Annotated in this window: 12 protein-coding genes; 4 read left to right on the top strand and 8 right to left on the bottom strand. The window is 61.3% G+C overall.

What is annotated here, in order from left to right; all coding sequences use genetic code 11:
* Positions 1-2: 2 nt before the first annotated feature.
* From NWP14_RS09770 to NWP14_RS09760, 3 genes are read right to left on the bottom strand one after another with little or no spacing between them, the layout of a single operon-like run.
* Positions 3-896, bottom strand: a complete 894-nt coding sequence (locus tag NWP14_RS09770) for an ABC transporter permease (protein ID WP_095094819.1) — start codon at positions 894-896, stop codon at positions 3-5.
* A gap of 2 nt (positions 897-898) precedes the next feature.
* Positions 899-1,852 (bottom strand): ABC transporter permease, encoded by a 954-nt coding sequence (locus tag NWP14_RS09765; protein WP_045854382.1) that lies wholly within the window; start codon positions 1,850-1,852, stop codon positions 899-901.
* An 18-nt stretch (positions 1,853-1,870) separates the two neighbouring features.
* Complete coding sequence (locus NWP14_RS09760) at positions 1,871-3,535, bottom strand: ABC transporter substrate-binding protein (protein WP_346431919.1); 1,665 nt, start codon at positions 3,533-3,535, stop codon at positions 1,871-1,873.
* Between the two features lie 362 nt (positions 3,536-3,897).
* Between NWP14_RS09760 and NWP14_RS09755 the strand changes: the two genes are divergently transcribed.
* Together NWP14_RS09755 and NWP14_RS09750 are read left to right on the top strand one after the other, a co-directional pair.
* Complete coding sequence (locus tag NWP14_RS09755) at positions 3,898-5,013, top strand: YbdK family carboxylate-amine ligase (RefSeq protein WP_375215255.1); 1,116 nt, start codon at positions 3,898-3,900, stop codon at positions 5,011-5,013.
* A gap of 49 nt (positions 5,014-5,062) precedes the next feature.
* On the top strand, positions 5,063-5,791 hold the full coding sequence (locus NWP14_RS09750) for a phosphodiester glycosidase family protein (protein WP_375215254.1): 729 nt from the start codon (positions 5,063-5,065) through the stop codon (positions 5,789-5,791).
* An 8-nt stretch (positions 5,792-5,799) separates the two neighbouring features.
* Here the strand turns inward: NWP14_RS09750 and NWP14_RS09745 are convergent, their stop codons facing one another.
* From NWP14_RS09745 to NWP14_RS09735, 3 genes are read right to left on the bottom strand one after another with little or no spacing between them, the layout of a single operon-like run.
* A complete protein-coding gene (locus tag NWP14_RS09745; protein ID WP_095094811.1) occupies positions 5,800-8,892 on the bottom strand; it encodes an efflux RND transporter permease subunit in 3,093 nt (1,030 codons plus the stop codon).
* 13 nt (positions 8,893-8,905) lie between these two features.
* Positions 8,906-9,985: an efflux RND transporter periplasmic adaptor subunit gene (locus tag NWP14_RS09740; protein ID WP_331850601.1), complete on the bottom strand. Its 1,080-nt coding sequence runs from the start codon at positions 9,983-9,985 to the stop codon at positions 8,906-8,908.
* Positions 9,986-10,044: 59 nt separating this feature from the next.
* Positions 10,045-12,768, bottom strand: coding sequence for a cation-transporting P-type ATPase (locus tag NWP14_RS09735; protein ID WP_375215253.1), 2,724 nt, complete (start codon positions 12,766-12,768; stop codon positions 10,045-10,047).
* 498 nt (positions 12,769-13,266) lie between these two features.
* Here NWP14_RS09735 and NWP14_RS09730 point away from each other — a divergent pair, with 498 nt between their 5' ends.
* Positions 13,267-13,515: a DUF1158 domain-containing protein gene (locus NWP14_RS09730; protein ID WP_095094806.1), complete on the top strand. Its 249-nt coding sequence runs from the start codon at positions 13,267-13,269 to the stop codon at positions 13,513-13,515.
* Here the strand turns inward: NWP14_RS09730 and NWP14_RS09725 are convergent.
* Positions 13,444-15,066: an alpha/beta hydrolase-fold protein gene (locus NWP14_RS09725; RefSeq protein WP_331850603.1), complete on the bottom strand. Its 1,623-nt coding sequence runs from the start codon at positions 15,064-15,066 to the stop codon at positions 13,444-13,446. The genes NWP14_RS09730 and NWP14_RS09725 overlap by 72 nt on opposite strands.
* A 154-nt stretch (positions 15,067-15,220) precedes the next feature.
* On the opposite strand from NWP14_RS09725, the gene NWP14_RS09720 reads away from it, so the two are divergent.
* Positions 15,221-17,365 (top strand): TonB-dependent siderophore receptor, encoded by a 2,145-nt coding sequence (locus NWP14_RS09720; protein ID WP_331850604.1) that lies wholly within the window; start codon positions 15,221-15,223, stop codon positions 17,363-17,365.
* A 36-nt stretch (positions 17,366-17,401) separates the two neighbouring features.
* Here the strand turns inward: NWP14_RS09720 and NWP14_RS09715 are convergent, their stop codons facing one another.
* Positions 17,402-17,743, bottom strand: a complete 342-nt coding sequence (locus tag NWP14_RS09715) for a RamA family antibiotic efflux transcriptional regulator (protein ID WP_041144482.1) — start codon at positions 17,741-17,743, stop codon at positions 17,402-17,404.
* Between the last annotated feature and the right edge of the window lie 15 nt (positions 17,744-17,758).

Raw genomic sequence — 17,758 nt, 5'->3', positions numbered from 1 at the left:
GTTTACTCCTTGATCGCCATCGCCGCGCGCAGGCGGTCCGCGAGGATATTGAACGAAATGGAGGTGATAAAAATCATCAATCCCGGCAGGGCCGCCACCCACGGCTGGGTATAAATCGCCGTGCGCAGCGTGTTGAGCATCAATCCCCACTCCGGCTCAGGCGGACGCACGCCCAGCCCAAGGAACGAGAGCCCGGAGGCGAGGATCATGCAGACCGAAATTAAACCGGTTGAGAAGACGAAGATCGGTCCCAGCACGTTGCCTAACACCTGAACCCGGATAATCGTCAAAGCGCTGGCCCCGGTTGCCCGGGCGGCGTCGATATAGTCCATGTGCCGCACCTGGGCGGTGACGCTTTCGGCGATGCGCGCCACCTGCGGGACGAAAACCAGCGTTAACGACAGCAGCGCGTTGCCAATGCCCGCCCCCAGCGCGCCGGAGAGCGCAATCGCCAGCAGGACGGAGGGAAAGGCGTAAAACACGTCGATGGTGCGCATGATGATGGTGTTGGTTTTACCGCCCGCGTAGCCGGCGACGATGCCGATCGCTCCGCCGATGAAAAAGGCGAAGACCACCGGGACAATTCCCATAAACAGCGACAGCCGGGTGCCGAGAATCAGCCGCGACAGCATATCCCGGCCCAGCTCGTCGGAGCCCAGCGGAAAGCCGTCGGTGCCAATCGGCTTCAGGCGCAGAAACATCGACGTCTGGTAAGGGTCTTTCATTATCAGCCACGGGCCAAACAGCGCCAGAATAAGCAGCAGCAGAATAATTGACCCGACCGCCACGCCGCCGGGATCGCGCAGCAGGCGGCGGAATACGCCGCGCCAGTAGCCCTGCCGGGCGGGAATGGCCGGGGAAGCGGGTCGCGCTTTCGTCGTCAAGGTATCCACCATTGTCAGCTCCTCTTAATGCGCGGATCGAGGGCGGTTTGCAGAATATCCACCAGCAGATTGAGCAGCACAAAGAACAGCGCCAGCACCCAGATGGTGCCCTGCAGCAGCGGCAGATCGCGCTGGAAGATAGCGGTGTTGAGCAACAGACCGGTGCCGGGCCACGAGAATACCGTTTCCACCAGAATCGAGCCCCCCATCAGATACCCCACCTGCAGCCCCATGACCGCCAGCGCGGTGGGGGCGGCATTTTTCACCACGTGGAGGAAAATGCGCGATTCGCCCAGCCCGCGAGCGCGCAGCCCGACGATAAACTCCTGGCTCAGAATGTCGGCGACCTGCGAACGCACGGTGCGGGCAATGATCCCGGTCGGGATCACCGACAGGGTGATCGCCGGCAGCAGCATAAACTGCAGATGATCCCAATCCCACTGCCAGCCGATTTCGCCGATCGGCCCGCCGCCGGTGGCGGGTAAGACCGCCAGCTTGACGCTAAAGGCAATCACCAGCAGCATTCCCAGCCAGTAGTGCGGCACGCTGACGCCAAACACCGAGAGCACCGATGCCAGACGATCGATGATGCTGTTGCGAAAATAGCCGGCGACAAAGCCAAACAGGCTGCCGAGCACGAAGCCGATAATCGTCGCCAGCAGCGCCAGGCGCAGGGAGTAGCTGACGGCGGTCATCACTTCGCCGATCACCGGTCGTCCGGTGGCTACAGACATCCCTAAGTCGCCGTGCAGCGCCCGCCACAGCCAGTGAACGAACTGCAGCGGCAGCGGTTTATCAAAACCGTAGGCCTGCATCAGCGTCTGGCGCAGCGCCTCCGAGGCGTCCGGCGGCATCACCGACACCAGCGGATCCCCCGGCGCAATCTGCACCAGCATGAAACAGATTACCGCCACGCCGAGCATGGTCGGCACGGCCAGCAGAACGCGGTACAGCAGCGTATTGATCATCTTTGGCTCCCGTCACGATTACTCTTTCTTACTCACCAGGCTGAGATCGATAAACCAGCTCTGCGGCTGCACCACGCCGCTAACCGCCGGCGAAATTGCCCGCGGTCCCACGTCATGCGCGACGAACAGGAACGGGACCTGGTCCACCAGCGCGGCGTGGAGCTCGCCGGCCGCTTTGTTCATCTCTTCGGGGGTAAAGGCGTGCTTCACCGCCGTTGCCAGCTTTTCGGTTTCCGGGGTGGAGAAATAGCCCCAGTTCGTCGCCACCGGCGGGAACGCTTTGGCGGTTGAGAAGCGGATCATGCCGAAGTAAGGGTCGTTAACCGCCGCGCTGACGTTGATGGCATCAATGCCTTTTGCCGAAGGGTCTTTTGCCCCGAGGCGCCAGTTGGTGAACAGGGTGTTCCATTCGGTCACCTTGATGTCGACGTTAAAGAAGCAGCTTTTCAGGCTCTGCTGAATGTACTCATTCATCGGCAGCGGCTGCATCTGTCCGGAGCCGGACGCCGAGGTGGCGACGGTAACGTGCAGCGGTTTGCCGGTGCTGTACCCCGCTTCGGTCATCAGCTTACGGGCGGCTTCCGGGTCATATTTGATCTGGAAGGAGGGCTTGCCGTGCCACGGGCTGTCGGCCTCATAGACGCCGGTCGCTTCGGTCATATAGCCGCCAAGGTAGCTCTTCAGCTCCGCGCGGTTAAGGCACAGGTTGGCCGCCTTACGCACGCGAATATCCTTCCACGGCGAGCCCTCTTCGAATGAGAACTGCCACGGCCACAGGTGCGGCTGGGTGTTGGCGTAGATTTTAAAGCCCTGGGCTTTGATTTGATCCACCGCGTCCGGGGCCGGAGCCTCAATCCAGTCCACCTGCTTCGACAGCAGCGCCGCGGTGCGGGCATTGGCCTCCGGCAGCGGGATCAGCACCACCTTATCGACCCGCGGGATGCGGTCTTTATTCCAGTAGTCCGGGTTTTTATCGAGGATCAGCTGCTGGCGAGGAACCAGTTTTTCCATTTTGAACGGGCCGCTGCCCACCGCATGGGCGGCGAACTCCGTCCACGCCAGCTTGCCGCGCGCGGCGGTATCGCCGGCGCTGGCCGGTACCGCGGCATACAGTTTCTGCCATGCCGTCGGCGAGACGATAAACAGGTTGGTAATGTTGTACGGCAGCAGGGCATCGGCTTCGGAAGTGGTGAGCGCGACGGTGCGATCGTCAATTTTTTCGGCCCCGGTCAGCGTCGGCATACGGGACAGCGTATTGCCGATCTGCCCTGGGGCATACTGCGGCGCATTTTTGTTTAAGACCTTATCGACGTTCCAGACGATGGCGTCAGCGTTAACGTCGGTACCGTCATGAAACTTCACGCCGGGGCGCAGGGTAAAGATCCAGCGGGTCTGATTTTGCGGGTCAACGTGCCACTCCGTCGCCAGGCCCGGTACCAGCCCGCTCGGTTTCTCCCCTTGTGAGAGGTCCCATTCCACCAGCGCATCGTACAGCGGGATCCCGGTGAAGCGGTTGCCTTCATAGCCCTGGTCAGGCTGGCCGAGGGTTAACGGGATGTCGGCCGCGGTCATCGCAATTCGCAGCGTTGAGGCGGTCGCCTGCAGGGAGGTCAGCAGCGCCAGCGCCCCAACCGCCGCGGCCACGGGGCGGCGTTTACGCAAGGGTAAGGTATTTTTGAGCATCACAATGTCCCTGTTAAATAAAAAGTCGTTATTTAGCAGGCAAGATGCATACCACATCTGAACGTCAGGAAAATAAGTGTGAAAGCGCTTATAAAATAAGAATAAATTATGGTATCTACATGATATGTATTAATAAAATAATAACAGCTTATTCTCCCGCACCGCCATCGTGAAATATGTTGCAGAACTGCACCAGCTTATTTTGTCGCGGCAGGTAATAATAACGCAGCGGAAGCTTATATAAAATAAATTCATAATCCCCCTCAATTTATAAGCGTTTGTCCCACTCATCCGACGGGACAGGCTCTAAGCCGGAAAAATTTTACCTATACTTTTGGCATATCCGTACGCAAGGAATCGCCATGTCATTACCTGATTTTCACGTTTCGGCCCCTTTTACGCTCGGTATCGAGCTGGAGCTGCAGGTGGTCAACCCGCCGGGATACGATCTGAGCCAGGACTCCTCGGCGCTGATTGCGGCCGTGGAGGACGCCATTCCTGCCGGGGAGGTTAAGCACGATATCACCGAGAGCATGCTTGAGGTGGCGACGGGGATTTGCCACGACATTCACCAGGCGATGGCGCAGCTGACCACTATTCAGCAGGAGATACTGCGCGCCGGCGCGCAGCAGCATTTGCAAATATGCGGCGGCGGCACTCATCCGTTTCAGGCCTGGCAGCGCCAGCAGATCAGCAGCAACCCGCGCTACCTGAAGACCGTCGAGCACTTTGGCTACCTCGCGCAGCAGTCAACGGTGTTCGGCCAGCACGTCCACGTCGGCTGCCAAAACGGCGACGATGCGATTTATCTTGTCCACGGATTGTCGCGCTACGTGCCGCATTTTATTGCGCTTAACGCGGCATCTCCCTGGCTCGACGGAGCCGACAGCGGATTCGCCACCGCCCGCCTGAACCTCTTTTCCGCCTACCCTGACAACGGTCCGATGCCGTGGGTCACCGGCTGGCAGGCGTTTAACGGGCTGTTCCGGCGCCTCAGCTATACCAGCATGATCGACAGCATGAAGGATCTGCACTGGGATATTCGTCCCAGTCCGCGCTTCGGCACCGTTGAGGTGCGGGTGATGGATACCCCGCTGACCGTTGCGCAGGCGGTAAATATTGCCGGCTATATTCAGATCCTTGCCTGCTGGCTGCTGACGGAAAGGCCGTTTAATCCGCAGCCCGAGGACTATCTGCTCTATCCCTTCAACCGCTACCAGGCCTGCCGCTACGGCCTCGCGGGGATCGTCACCGACGTCCGCTCCGGCGAGCGGCGCACCGTCCGGGAGGAGATTTTACGCCTGGCGGATCGCCTGGTCCCCTTCGCCCACAGGCTCAATGCCACCAGCGCCCTCGACGCCATCGTCCGCCAGGCGCAGCAGGATCGCAGCGAAGCCCGGCGCATGCGCGAATTTGTCGCCAACGGCGGCTCGCTGATCGGCCTGGTGCAAAAGCACTGCGAGATCTGGGCGGCGTAGCGCCGGCAAAAAGGTATACTGCCCGCCTTAGCCGCTTCAAGGAATGCCCATGCTCCCGCGCCTCTCTCCGCGACTCGTCGCGCTGATGCTGTTACCGTTTTCGGCCTTTGCCGCCGGAAAATGCACCCTCACCGACCCGTCGCTGACGCTGCAAAGCTACGCCGTCAATCCGCAGCAGGAGCGGATCGCGATGTACTGGAAAAACGGCGACGGTAGCGCCTGGGGCTCCCTGCGATCGCTGCTGGCGGATATCAATCGCGACGGCCGCGTGCGGATGGCGATGAACGGCGGGATTTACGATAAAGCCTATGCCCCGCTGGGGCTGTATATCGAAAAGGGCAAACGGCTGACCGCGCTCAACCGCGCCTCCGGCGGCGGCAACTTTTTCATTCGTCCCGGCGGGGTCTTTTTTGTTAAAGGCCAGCAGGCGGGGATTGTCAGCATCGATAAATACCGGCCGTCGCCGGCCATCGATTACGCCGTGCAGTCCGGCCCGATGCTGATCGAAAACGGCAGGATAAACTGGCGGCTGAAGCCGTCGGCCGCCTCGCGCAAGCTGCGCAACGGCGTCGGCCTCACCCGCCAGGGACAGGTAATATTCATGCTCAGCGCGCGGGAAACCAATTTCTACGATTTCGCCTGCTACGCGCAGTCAAAGCTCAACGTCCGGCAGATGCTCTACCTCGACGGCACCATTTCGAAAATGTACCAGCGGGGCGGCGGCGTACCCTGGCAGTACCATCCGTTCGTCAGCATGATTACGGTGGAAGCCCGGTAGCGCCGGACCTACATCCGGCGGTGTCCCCACTCGCGCAGGCGCTGAAAGAGCACGAACAGCGAGGGAATAAACAGAATGCCAATCAGCGTCGCCACCAGCATGCCGCTGAACACGGTGGTGCCGATAATCCGCCGACTCTGCGCCCCGGCGCCGGTGGCGAACATCATCGGCATGATCCCGATAATAAAAGAGACCGCGGTCATCAGCACCGCGCGAAAGCGGCGGATAGCCCCTTCCCGGGCGGCGTCGGCTATCGACATCCCCTCTTCGCGCTTCGCCCGGGCGAACTCGACGATCAGGATCGCGTTCTTCGCCGCAAGGGCGATGAGCAGCACCAGGCCAATCTGCACGTACACGTCGTTGGCGTAGCCGGCGATCCACAGCCACAGCAGCGCCCCGCCGATGGCGAACAGCACCGACAGCATCACGCTCGCCGGCAGCGTCCAGCTTTCATACTGCGCGACGAGGAACAGCCACGCCATCGCCACCGCCGCCAGCACGATCCAGATAGCCTGATTACCGGTCTGCTGCTCCTGCCATGAGATCCCGCTCCAGGCGTAGTCGTAACCTTGCGGCAAATTGGCCTGCAGAATCTCCGCCATCGCGGCCATCGCCGCGCGGCTGCTGACGCCCTCTCCCGCCGAGCCGCTTATCGATACCGACGGGGACTGATTGTACTGCTGGATAAACGGCGCCCCCACCGCCGGGGTGACGGTGACCAGATTGCTCAGGCGCACCCGATCGCCGTGGTTGCTGCGCACGTAGAGCTCGCTTATCTGCTCCGCCCGCTCGCGCCACTGCATCTCGTTTTGTATCACCACGTGGTAGACCCGATTATTGATGCTAAAGTCCCCGGCGCGGGTGCCGCCAAATGCCGTTTGCAGGCTGCTGAAGATCCGCGAAACCGGGACATCCAGCCGGGCGGCGCGATCGCGATCGACGCTCAGCGTCAGCTGCGGCACGTTGCTGCTCCAGGTGGTAAAGACCCGGCTCAAATGCGGATTCTGATTGGCAATTTGCAGCACCTGCAGCGCCACGCGCTCCAGCTCCGCCGACGATTGTCCGGCCTGGGCCAGAATGCGCAGGTTAAAGCCCGAGGCGTTGCCCAACCCCGGCAGCGTCGGCGGCGCAAAGGCCATAATCGTCGCCTCCGGCAGAGCCAGCAGCTGCCCCTGCAGCTTGCTCATCACCTGCTCCAGCGGCGGCCGCAGGTGCCAATCTTTCAGCATCACCGAGATAAACCCGCCGTTTGAGGCGCTGGTGCCGTTCAAAATATTGAAGCCCGACACCTGAATGACGTCCTCCACCGCCGGATTGGCCAGCAGCAGCTCGCGCGCCTGGGCCATCACCGCTTCGGTGCGCTCCAGCGAAGCAGCCTCCGGCAGCTGAACGCTGGCGAAAAAGTAGCCCTGATCTTCCTCGGGCAGAAAGCCCTTCGGCATGGTGCTGAAGCTGAACGCCACCACCCCGGCGGCCAGCGCGACCGCCGTCAGCGCCAGCCACGGACGGCGGTTCATGCGAGCGACGATCGCCCCGTAGCCGTCGCGCAGGCGATCGAGACCGCGATTGAACAGCCGCCAGACGGCCGCGGGCTGCGCCGGACGCGGGCGCAGCAGCAGCGCGCACAGGGCCGGCGTCAGCGTCAGCGCCACGATGCTCGACAGCGTGACCGCCGTGGAGAGGGTGACCGCAAACTGGCGATAGAGCTCGCCGACAATGCCCGGCAGCAGCGCCACCGGCACAAACACCGCCAGCAGCACCAGGGTGGTGGCGATAACCGGCCCGGCGATTTGACGCAGCGCCTGGGCGGTCGCCTCCAGGCGGCCCGCGCCTTCCGCCATCTGGCTTTCGACGCTCTCCACCACCACGATGGCGTCGTCCACCACCATCGTCAGGGCGAGGATAACGGCAAACAGGCTGAGGGTATTGGCGCTGTAGCCCAGCAGATAGAGCACCGCGAAGGTGCCGATCAGCGATACCGGGATCGCCAGGGCGACAATCAGCGTCGCCCGCCAGCTTTGCAGGAACAGCGAAACCACCGCGACTACCGCCAGCAGGGTGAGCACCAGCGAAACGCCAATCTCTTTGATGGTCGCCGACACAAAGCGCGTGGTATCGAACTTCACCTCCCAGGTGAGATCCGGCGGGAAGCGCGCGTGTAGCCGCGTGAGCTCGGCGCGCACCGCGCTGGCAACCTGCAGCGCGTTGGCGGTCGGCGTGGGATAAACCCCGAGATAGGCCGAGTCGCGACCGTTGAGCTGCGCGCCGGAGCTGTAGCTGCGCGCGCCGAGCTCAATAGTCGCCACCTCGGAAAGGCGCACCAGCTGCCCCTGCTCGCCGCTGCGGATCGCTATCTGACCGAAGCTTGCCGCATCGCTCAGACGCCCGATACCGTTGATGGTCAGCGTTTGCTGCTGGCCGTTAAACACCGGCGGCGTTCCCACCTGCCCGGCGGCGCCCTGCACGTTCTGCTCCCGCAGCGCCTGGGCAATATCTTCGCTGGTGACGTTCAGCGCATTCATGCGATCCGGACGCAGCCAGACGCGCATGCTGTAGTCGCGGGCGCCGAACATCTGCACTTCGCCGACGCCCGGCAGCCGGGCCAGCGCCTCGCGCACCTGGGTACTGGCATAGTTGCTGACAAACAGCGGCGAGAGCGTTTCCGTCGGCGAATAGAGGCTGATCCCCATCAGCAGATTGGTCGCCCGCTTGCGCACCTGCACCCCGTTCTGCTGCACCTCGGCGGGCAGCTGCGCCACCGCCTGCGAGACGCGGTTTTGCACATCGATCGCCGCCAGGTCGGCGTCGGTGCCGGCCGCAAAGGTCAGGCTCAGGCTGTAGGTCCCCTCATCGGAGCTGGTGGACTCCATGTACAGCATATGGTCAACGCCGTTGAGCTGGGTTTCCAGCGGCGCGGCGATCGCCTCGGCCACATCTCCCGCGCTGGCGCCCGGCCAGCTGGCGCTGACGCTGATCACCGGCGGCGTAATTTGTGGATATTGCTCAACCGGAATCAGCTTCAGCGACACCGCGCCGATAAAGGTTATCAGCAGCGCAATCACCATCGCAAAGCGCGGGCGACGGATAAAAAACGTCAGCATCCCTTCTCCTTCCTTATTTCAGTAGCCGCACGGCCGCACCGTCACGCAGGCGCTGTACGCCTTCCGTCACCACGCGCTCGCCGACATCCAGCCCCTGCGCTACCGCGTAGCGCTGCCCCTGCTGCGCGCCCAGCGTCACCCGACGCAGCGCGACGGTGTCATTTGCCGTCAGCACCCAGCAGTAAAAGCCCTCCACGTCCTGCTGCACGGCCGCCAGCGGGATCGTCAGGCTTTCCTGCTGCTGGCGCGGGCGCAAAATCACCGTCACGCTGCCGCCCGGCAGCAGGCGATGCTGCGGATTGGCAAATTCGGCGCGCATCACGACGCTGGCGGTGCGGCTGTCGATGCGGTTATCAACCGAGGTCAGCACGCCCTCTTCGCGCTCGCCGCCCGGGGCGATCTGCGCCTGCCACGCCTGCTTCAGCGCGCCAATATCGTCGTGCTGCCCCGCCTTGCTATAAAAAGCGCTTTCATCTAAGGCGAAAGAGACGCGGATCGGATCAAGCTGCACGATATCCACCAGCATGCCGCTGGCCGGATTCACCAGGCTGCCGACGTGAAAGAGGCTGTGGCCCACGCGCCCGGTCACCGGCGAATCAATGCGGGTGTAGCCGAGCGTAATCTGTCCGGCGGCAACGCGCGCCCGCGCCTGCTCCACGGCGGCGGCGGCGACATCGCGCTGCATCTGCGCGTTATCGACATCGTTGCGGCTAATCGAGTGGTTGTTTTTCAGGCGCTGATAGCGGCTAAGCAGCTGTTCGGCCTGGCGCAGCGAAGCCTGCGCGCTTTTCAGCTCGGCCTGCGCCAGCGCCAGCGCGGCGCGGGGCTGGGCGTCATCGAGGGTAAACAGGCGATCGCCTTGTTTGACGTACTGTCCGTCCGCAAAATGGCGCTGGACGATCGCGCCTTCGGTACGGGCGCGGATCTCGACCGCGTGAATCGCCTCGACGCGTCCGGGAAGCTGACGTTCATCGACATGGGCGGTGCGTTCGACGGTCGCCACGCGGACCGGGATCGCCGGCGCGGCGGCGGCGCTGAGGGTGCAGCCGGCCAGGCCGCAGGCCAGTAAGGCGCAGCGGAGTATTTTTTTCATGAGGGGAATTCCTTGCTGACGTTATCGCGTCCCTCCCGGACGGGGAGGGACGCGAAGGTTCAGGCGGTTTTACGCCAACGGCGGGTCAGGCGTTTCTCAACCTCCACCACCAGGAACATCACCATGCCGATGACGAGGGTGATAAACCAGTAGCGCAGCGGCAGCCCTTCGGTGCCAAACATCGTCTGCATCACCGGGACGTAGATGATGACCAGCTGCATCAGCAGCAGCACGCCGCTCACCAGCCAGATGCCTTTATTACGCAGCAGGCCCATGTTCAGCGAGAAGCTGTCGCTGCTGCGGCAGTTAATCATATACACCCACTGGGCGGTCACCAGCATCTGCAGCAGCACGGTACGGATAAACTCCGGGCTGTGGCCGCGCGGCGCCAGCCAGGCCTCAAGGATAAAGGCGGCGACGGCGATCATCGTGCCGACGAACGCCACCCGCCAGACGGCGAAGGCATCCATCACGTGCTGGCCGGTTTTACGCGGCGGACGGTTCATGGCGTTGCGCTCGGCGGCTTCAAAGGCGAGGCCGAAGGAGAGCGTGGCGGAGGTCGCCATGTTCATCCACAGGATCAGCACCGGCGTCAGCGGAATAATGTTCCCCGCCAGCAGGGCGATGATAATCAGCAGCCCCTGCGCCAGGTTGGTGGGCATGATAAACAGGATGGTTTTCTTCAGGTTGTCGTAGACCCGGCGCCCCTCTTTTACCGAGCTGGCGATGGTGGCAAAGTTGTCGTCGGTCAACACCATATCGGCGGCTTCTTTGGTGACTTCCGTCCCTTTAATCCCCATCGCAATACCGACGTCGGCCTGACGCAGCGCCGGCGCGTCGTTAACGCCGTCGCCGGTCATCCCGACCACTTCGCCGTTATCCTGGAGAGCCTTCACCAGGCGCAGCTTATGCTCCGGGCTGGTGCGGGCGAAAATATCGTACTCTGCGGCGACTTTTGTCAGCTCGGCATCATCCATGTGCTCCAGCCGGTAGCCGGTCATCGCCTGGCTGCTGTTGGTGATCCCCAGCATCTGGCCGATGCTCATCGCCGTCTGCGGGTGATCGCCGGTGATCATCTTCACGCGGATCCCCGCATTCTGGCAGGCGTGAATGGCGTCGATGGCTTCCGGACGCGGCGGGTCCATCATCCCGGCGATGCCGAGGAACACCAGGCCTTCGCGCAGATCATCGTGGGTCAGCGTCGCGCTGCCGGCGGCCGCCGGCTTGCTGGCGGCGGCAACCATACGCAGGCCCTGACGGGCGAAGCGCGCCATCTCATCTTCCCAGTACTGCAGCTCGAACGGTACCGCGCCCTGCTTGCTCATCTGCTGGCGGCACATGGCGAAAATAACGTCCGGCGCGCCGGTAATCAGCACCCGCGCCTCATCGCCAATCTGCTGCAGGGTGGCCATATATTTGTACTGCGAGTCGAACGGAATTTTGGCAATCAGACGCGTGTCAACCGGCGCCAGCTGCGCTTTCGCCGCCAGCACCTTCAGCGCGCCTTCGGTTGGCCCGCCGGTAATGCCCCACAGCCCGCGCTCGTCCTTGACGATCTGGCTGTCGTTACACAGGTCGATGGTCCGCAGCCAGCTTTCCAGCACGCTGCCCGGCTTAATCTGCACCGGCTCGTCGCTGCCTTCGAGGCAGATATCGCCCTGCGGCTCGTAGCTGTCACCTTCGACGCGGTAGCAGCAGTCGGCGGTAACGATCGCTTTGACGGTCATTTCGTTCATCGTCAGGGTGCCGGTTTTATCCGAGCACACCACGGTCATCGCCCCGAGGGTTTCGACGGTCGGCAGCTTGCGGATAATCGCCCGCTGCCGCGCCATCGCCTGTACGCCCAGCGATAAAATAATCGAGATGATGGCCGGTAAACCTTCCGGTACCGCGGCCACCGCCAGGCTAATCAGCGACAGCAGCAGTTCGCCAATCGGGATGTCGCGCAGCGCCAGGCTAAAGATGAACAGCGCGGCCATCATCGCCAGGATGATGACGAAAATCGCTTTTCCGAGCTTGTCCATCTGCACCAGCAGCGGCGTGCGGTGCTTCTCAATCCCCGCCATCATCTGGTTGATATGGCCGAGCTCGGTCTCCTGGCCGGTGGCGGTCACCACGCCAACGCCGGCGCCGGCGCTGATGGTGGTGCCGGAGAACAGCATATTGGTGCGATCGCCCAGCGGCAGCTCGCCCTGCAGCGCGTCGGTGGTCTTATCCACGACCGTCGATTCGCCGGTCAGGATCGCCTCCTCCACCCGCAGGCTGTGGGTTTCAATCAGGCGCATATCCGCCGGGACGCGGTCGCCGGCGCGCAGAATAACGATATCGCCCGGCACCAGCTCGCGGGTCGCCACGGTTTCGTGCCTGCCGTTGCGCTGCACCCGCGCATCGCTGGAGAGCATATTGCGAATGCCCTGCAGGGATTTTTCGGCGTTGCTCTCCTGCACGTGGCCAATCAGGGCGTTGATAACGGTGACGCCAAGAATAACCAGCGTATCCACCCAGTGGCCCATCACCGCGGTGAGCGCGGCGGCGGCCAGCAGGACAAAGATCAGGACGTCGTTAAAATGCGCGAGAAAGCGCAGCCAGCCCGGCTTGCCTTTCTTTTCCGGCAGCGCGTTAGGGCCATAGGTTTCCAGGCGCTCTGCGGCCTGGGCGGAAGTCAGGCCGTCGGCACGGCTCTCTTTCTGCGCCAGAACATCAGCCACGGTCTGCTGATAAGCCTGACGGGATGCGGCCTCTCCCGAAAGGGGCGCGTTGCGGGGATTTATCATTCTGGTCAAATTAAATTTTCCTTATAAACTCCGTGATTCGGAAAGCCTGAAATCATTTCTGGCCAATGAACGATTATAATTTCACGGGGTGCAAGAGATTACCCAAGGGCAACTTTTAATCTCTCGCAAAAATCAAAATATGTGATAAGTTATTTCTCTAAGCAACTATTACAGAAGATTAATAAACCTATATTAAACGAGGCCTATTATGTTTGGAATCTACCGCGGACGCCGCCTGGTGCTGTACATCCTGCTGGCTATCATTATCGCCACTCTGGTGGGCTACAGCACCTATAGTTTTGTAAAAGCGACGATCTAATAATGACTTTAATTTACATTAAAGTGTTATTAACTTAATCACAAAAGTCTCCATTTAAATTAACAGAAAAATTAAAATTGAAGTATCAGATATAATACAGAGAGGAGAAAATAATAGCCGGCGAAAGAATATTGCGTTAAAGAATATTTTGCCCGACAATATGTTTTTTAACTGACGATTAACAAGTAATGAAACATCCGCTTGAAACGCTGATCTCTGCCGCCGGTATCCTGCTGCTGGCTCTGCTCTCCTGCCTGCTGCTGCCGGCCCCCTCCCTTGGGCTAACGCTGGCGCAGAAGCTGGTTGCGACCTTTCACCTGCTCGATCTCAACCAGCTCTACACCCTGCTGTTTTGCCTGTGGTTTTTAGCGCTTGGCGCGATTGAATACGTGGTGCTGCGCTGGATCTGGCGCCGCTGGTTTTCCCTTGAGCGTTAGTCCGGTAAAATCGCGCATCCCCGCCACCAGCGCCTCGCACCATGCGGCATAATCGTGGCCGCTGGAGGAGGGGTGGAAGCTGACGCGATAGCCTTTGTCGCGCAGCACCTGCTCAAACTCCAGCGTATTGGCATAAATCCCGCCGTCCGGCCCCGAGCTCTCAAACTTACCCGCCTGCAGCCAGAAGCGCACCGGATAGCGCGGCGACTGCTGATACTGCCGCGTCAGCCAGCTCGCCTCCTCCCCCTTCGGCGCCCACCAGTACGAACCCGACAGGCTGAGCACGTTGGCGAACTGGCGCGGATAGCGCAGCGCCACCCATGAAGCGGCCAGGCCGCCGTAGCTCGAACCGGCGACCACGGTTTTTTGCCGCGTCAGGCTCAGCCCCTGCTGGCGCAGCCAGGGCAGCAGTTCATGGGCCATAAAGTCGGCGAAGAAGGGGTTGGGCGGCAGCTCTTTTGCCCGCCGCGGGTGATCGAGGCTATCGATAAACACCACGTTAACCGGCGGCAGCGCGTGGCTGGCGATCAGGCTATCGAGGACGTTGGCGAAGTGGTATTCATCCTGGTAGGTTTTGCCATCAAACAGCATCAGCGTCCAGCGCGCCGGCTGCGGCAGGCGCGGGCGATAGATCGATACCTCCCGACTATTTTGCAAAAAGTCGCTGTACAGCTGATGGCGGGTCAAGGTGCCGTAGCGCAGCGGCTGCGCCATCCGCTGCGGGGTGCAGAAACGCGCCGGATTGAGGGCCAGCAGCGAATAGCGGTTCCAGCGATCGCTGGCGGCGTTGACGCTTTGCGGATTCAGCGGATCGGCCTGGGCACTGACCAGAATCGCCCGCCGCTGGTCGCGCGCGCTGCCGTCAATCACCGGCACGTCCGGCGCCAGCTTGTACTGCATCAGCGTATCCGCCGGAACGACGTAGCTGCGGAACCAGACGTCGGAGCTGCCGAGACGAAACAGCGGATCGTGATCGCCCGCCGGCGATCCCAGAATAAACACGTTGCGGCTCGCCCCGCGCCACAGGAAGGTGACGCGCTTATGGCTCGCGTCCAGCGCCTCAACCATCGGCGTCCCCTCCTGCTCGCGCTCCTGCCAGAAGCCCGCCGTTGAGCCTCCCGCCGCCAGCTCCCGCATCAGCAGCTGTAGACGCGGGCTAACGGGGTCCAGAGGCTGGTTTTTTGCCAGCGCGGTCGTCTCCTTCATCCGCCACTGAAAGCGCCAGCGGGTGCCCTCTTCGCCGTGCAGCACCAGCGCCGAAGGGCGGTTGACCGGCAGAGAGAACAGCAGCGTCTGTTCGCCGTCCGCCGGCCCGCCCGCCAGCAGCGTGCGCAGACGGCGGCTGTGCTCATCGAGCAGACGGGCATCCGTCACCCCAGAAAGGGTCGCGGTGACGTAGTTTTCACCCAACGTCGGCAGGTCAAAACAGACCTCACCGCTGGCATCGAATTTTCCCTGCAACTCTCCCTGCAGCGAGGGAGACTCGCAGTTCATTGCCGCCGCCGGTAGCGCGCTCATCCCCACCAGCAGACCACTCCATGCCATCTTCATTGCCCGATTATCCCTGTAAGAATTTGTTAACAACGCTAATGCAAATGGGAATGATTTGCAATAACATCCAGGAGGTTAGTGATGACCGTTAGATTTTCCCTTAGCGGAAAAACGGATTTCTATGGCAATTAAAACCAAGGATATAGCAGAAAATATGTTTAAAAATAATAATATAACAAAAATCTGGGTCACGGGTCTGGCGCTGGCTTCATGCGCGGGGCAGGTACGGGCGGCGGAGGAGACGCTGGTGGTCACCGCGGGCAGCGGCGAAGATCCTACCGCGCCGCTCAGGGGCATCGTGGCGACAAAAACGCTATCGGCCACCAAAACCGCCGCCGAGCTTATCAAAACGCCGCAGTCGGTCTCGGTGGTCACCCGCGATCAGATGAAGGCCCTCGACGTTACCTCGGTATCCCAGGCGCTGCGCTACAGCGCCGGCGTCTTTACCGAGTATCGCGGGTCCTCCAACCGCAATGACGAAGTCTTCGTTCGCGGCTTCAGCTACGTGCCAAAATATCTCGATGGCCTGAGCTACGGCGCCACCGCCTCATCGCAAACCGGCACCTTCGACCCGTGGCTGCTGGAGCGCGTGGAGCTGGTGCGCGGCCCGGCCTCGGTGCTGTTTGGTCAGGTCAATCCCGGCGGGCTTATCAGCATGACCAGCAAACGCCCTACCAGCCAGCCGGTTCACGAAGTGCAGTTCCGCACCGGCAATAACAATCTGGCCGAAGGGGCCTTCGATTTTGGCGGCCCGCTGAACGATGACGGCAGCCTGCTGTATCGCCTGAACGGTATCGGCCGCAGCCAGAATAACCAGATCGACGACTACAAAGAGACGCGGATGGCGATTGCGCCGGCGCTGACCTGGTATCCAAACCAGGCCACCCGCTTCACGCTGCTCACCAGCTATCAAAAAGATCCCGATGCCGGCTACCGTAACTTCCTGCCGCGCTACGGCACCGTCAGCAGCGTCGACGGCAGCTATATTCCGCGCGATTTTAACGTCAGCGACCCTAACTATAATCAGTCGTGGCGCGAGCAAACGATGATCGGCTATGAGTTTGAGCATCAGCTTAACGACACCTTCACGCTGCGCCAGAACGCGCGCTACGCCACCATCAAGCAGAAGTATCGCTATCTGGTGTACACCACCAGCGACGCCAACAGTTCGGTACTGTCGCGCCGCGCCCAGCGCGAGGAGCGGCAGACCGATGAGTTCGGCATTGATAACCAGCTTGAGGCGCAGTTTACCAGCGGCCAGCTGACGCATACCGCCATCGGCGGGCTGGACTATAAGACCAGCAAGGATAAACAGTACCTCGGCCGCGCCGGCGGATCGCAGTACGATCTCGACTGGCGCCATCCGGCGTACGGCGTTAACGTCGACGAAAGTACCTTCAGCACCGCCAGCGATGAGCAGCAGAATCTCGACCAGCTGGGCGTCTATCTGCAGGATCAGCTGAGCTGGGAGAACTGGGAGCTGCTGCTTTCCGGCCGCTATGACTGGGCGGAGGTGCGGACGACCGATTTTACCGACGCCAGTCGCAGCCAGAAAAACGACAGCAAGTTCACCTGGCGCACCGGCCTGCTGTACGCCTTTGATTTCGGCCTCTCTCCGTATATCAGCTACAGCACCTCCTTTGAACCTAACCTGCAAACCAACCGGGCGCCGGGAGTCGGTCCGTTCGACCCCAGCGTGGGCAAGCAGCTGGAGGTGGGCCTGAAGTATCAGCCAAACCAGAATGCGCTGATGACCCTGGCGATGTACGACCTGACGCAGAGCAACGTCGCCACCTACAACAGCGCGGCGGGATGGTTTGAAAACAGCGGCAAAGTGCGTTCGAAAGGGATTGAGGCCGAGGCGCACGCCACGGTATTCGACAACCTGAACCTGATTGCGTCCTACACCTGGACGGACGCCGAAACCGTCAGCACCACCGTGGCGGGAACCGAAGGGAAAACGCCGGCGCGTATCCCGACGCATATGGCGTCGGCCTTCACCAGCTACACGCTGCCGAGCGGCGCGCTGAAAAGCCTGACCGCCGGGGTAGGCATGCGCTATATCGGCACCAGCTACGGTGACGCCAAAAACACCTTCAAGGTGCCGTCGGTGGATCTGTATGACGCGATGGTGAGCTATGAGTTAGGCGAGCTTAGCCCGCGCCTGCAGGGGGCGAAGGTGCAGTTCAACGTGAATAATATCGCCGATACCAAATACGTCGCATCATGCGCCAGCGATAGCGCGTGTTTCTACGGTATTGGCAGAACGGTAACGGCGACGGTGAACTACGCCTGGTAAGAAAAGCATCCGCCGGTCTCCCCCGGCGGATGCGTCTCAATGGGCGCGATGGTGGTTTTCTTTACGGTAGGCGCCCGGCGGCTGGTTAAACGTCCGGGTAAAAATGCGGGTAAACGTCTGCTGCGAATCAAAGCCGTATTTCAGGCAGATATCGTAAACCCGCTGGTCGGTATCGCGCAGATCGCGCGCCGCCAGCCGCAGCTTACGTTCACGAATATAGCGCCCCAGACTCTCCCCTTTATATTGTAAAAACAGTCGTTGCAGATGCCATTTTGAGTAACCGGAGTGGCGAGCAATATCATCAATACGCAGCGGCTGATGCAAATTGTCATCAATCCACCCGACGATAGTCTCAATCACCTGAGCGGAAATAGTCATAAGTCCTCTCTCCTC

Source organism: Klebsiella sp. C349492, from assembly GCF_042055345.1.
GTDB classification, from domain to species: Bacteria; Pseudomonadota; Gammaproteobacteria; order Enterobacterales; family Enterobacteriaceae; genus Klebsiella; species Klebsiella scottii.
The sequence above is the reverse complement of the archived record's forward strand: the minus strand, read 5'-3'. Positions and strand labels throughout refer to the sequence as shown.

What these genes read in the sequence shown, in the direction of transcription:
- NWP14_RS09755 (WP_375215255.1), top strand. Translation starts at nt 3,898, where the DNA reads ATGTCATTACCTGATTTTCACGTTTCGGCCCCTTTTACGCTCGGTATC.
- NWP14_RS09740 (WP_331850601.1), bottom strand. Translation starts at nt 9,985, where the DNA reads ATGAAAAAAATACTCCGCTGCGCCTTACTGGCCTGCGGCCTGGCCGGC.
- NWP14_RS09745 (WP_095094811.1), bottom strand. Translation starts at nt 8,892, where the DNA reads ATGCTGACGTTTTTTATCCGTCGCCCGCGCTTTGCGATGGTGATTGCG.
- NWP14_RS09730 (WP_095094806.1), top strand. Translation starts at nt 13,267, where the DNA reads ATGAAACATCCGCTTGAAACGCTGATCTCTGCCGCCGGTATCCTGCTG.
- NWP14_RS09765 (WP_045854382.1), bottom strand. Translation starts at nt 1,852, where the DNA reads ATGATCAATACGCTGCTGTACCGCGTTCTGCTGGCCGTGCCGACCATG.
- NWP14_RS09720 (WP_331850604.1), top strand. Translation starts at nt 15,221, where the DNA reads ATGTTTAAAAATAATAATATAACAAAAATCTGGGTCACGGGTCTGGCG.
- NWP14_RS09715 (WP_041144482.1), bottom strand. Translation starts at nt 17,743, where the DNA reads ATGACTATTTCCGCTCAGGTGATTGAGACTATCGTCGGGTGGATTGAT.
- NWP14_RS09725 (WP_331850603.1), bottom strand. Translation starts at nt 15,066, where the DNA reads ATGAAGATGGCATGGAGTGGTCTGCTGGTGGGGATGAGCGCGCTACCG.
- NWP14_RS09750 (WP_375215254.1), top strand. Translation starts at nt 5,063, where the DNA reads ATGCTCCCGCGCCTCTCTCCGCGACTCGTCGCGCTGATGCTGTTACCG.
- NWP14_RS09770 (WP_095094819.1), bottom strand. Translation starts at nt 896, where the DNA reads ATGGTGGATACCTTGACGACGAAAGCGCGACCCGCTTCCCCGGCCATT.
- NWP14_RS09760 (WP_346431919.1), bottom strand. Translation starts at nt 3,535, where the DNA reads ATGCTCAAAAATACCTTACCCTTGCGTAAACGCCGCCCCGTGGCCGCG.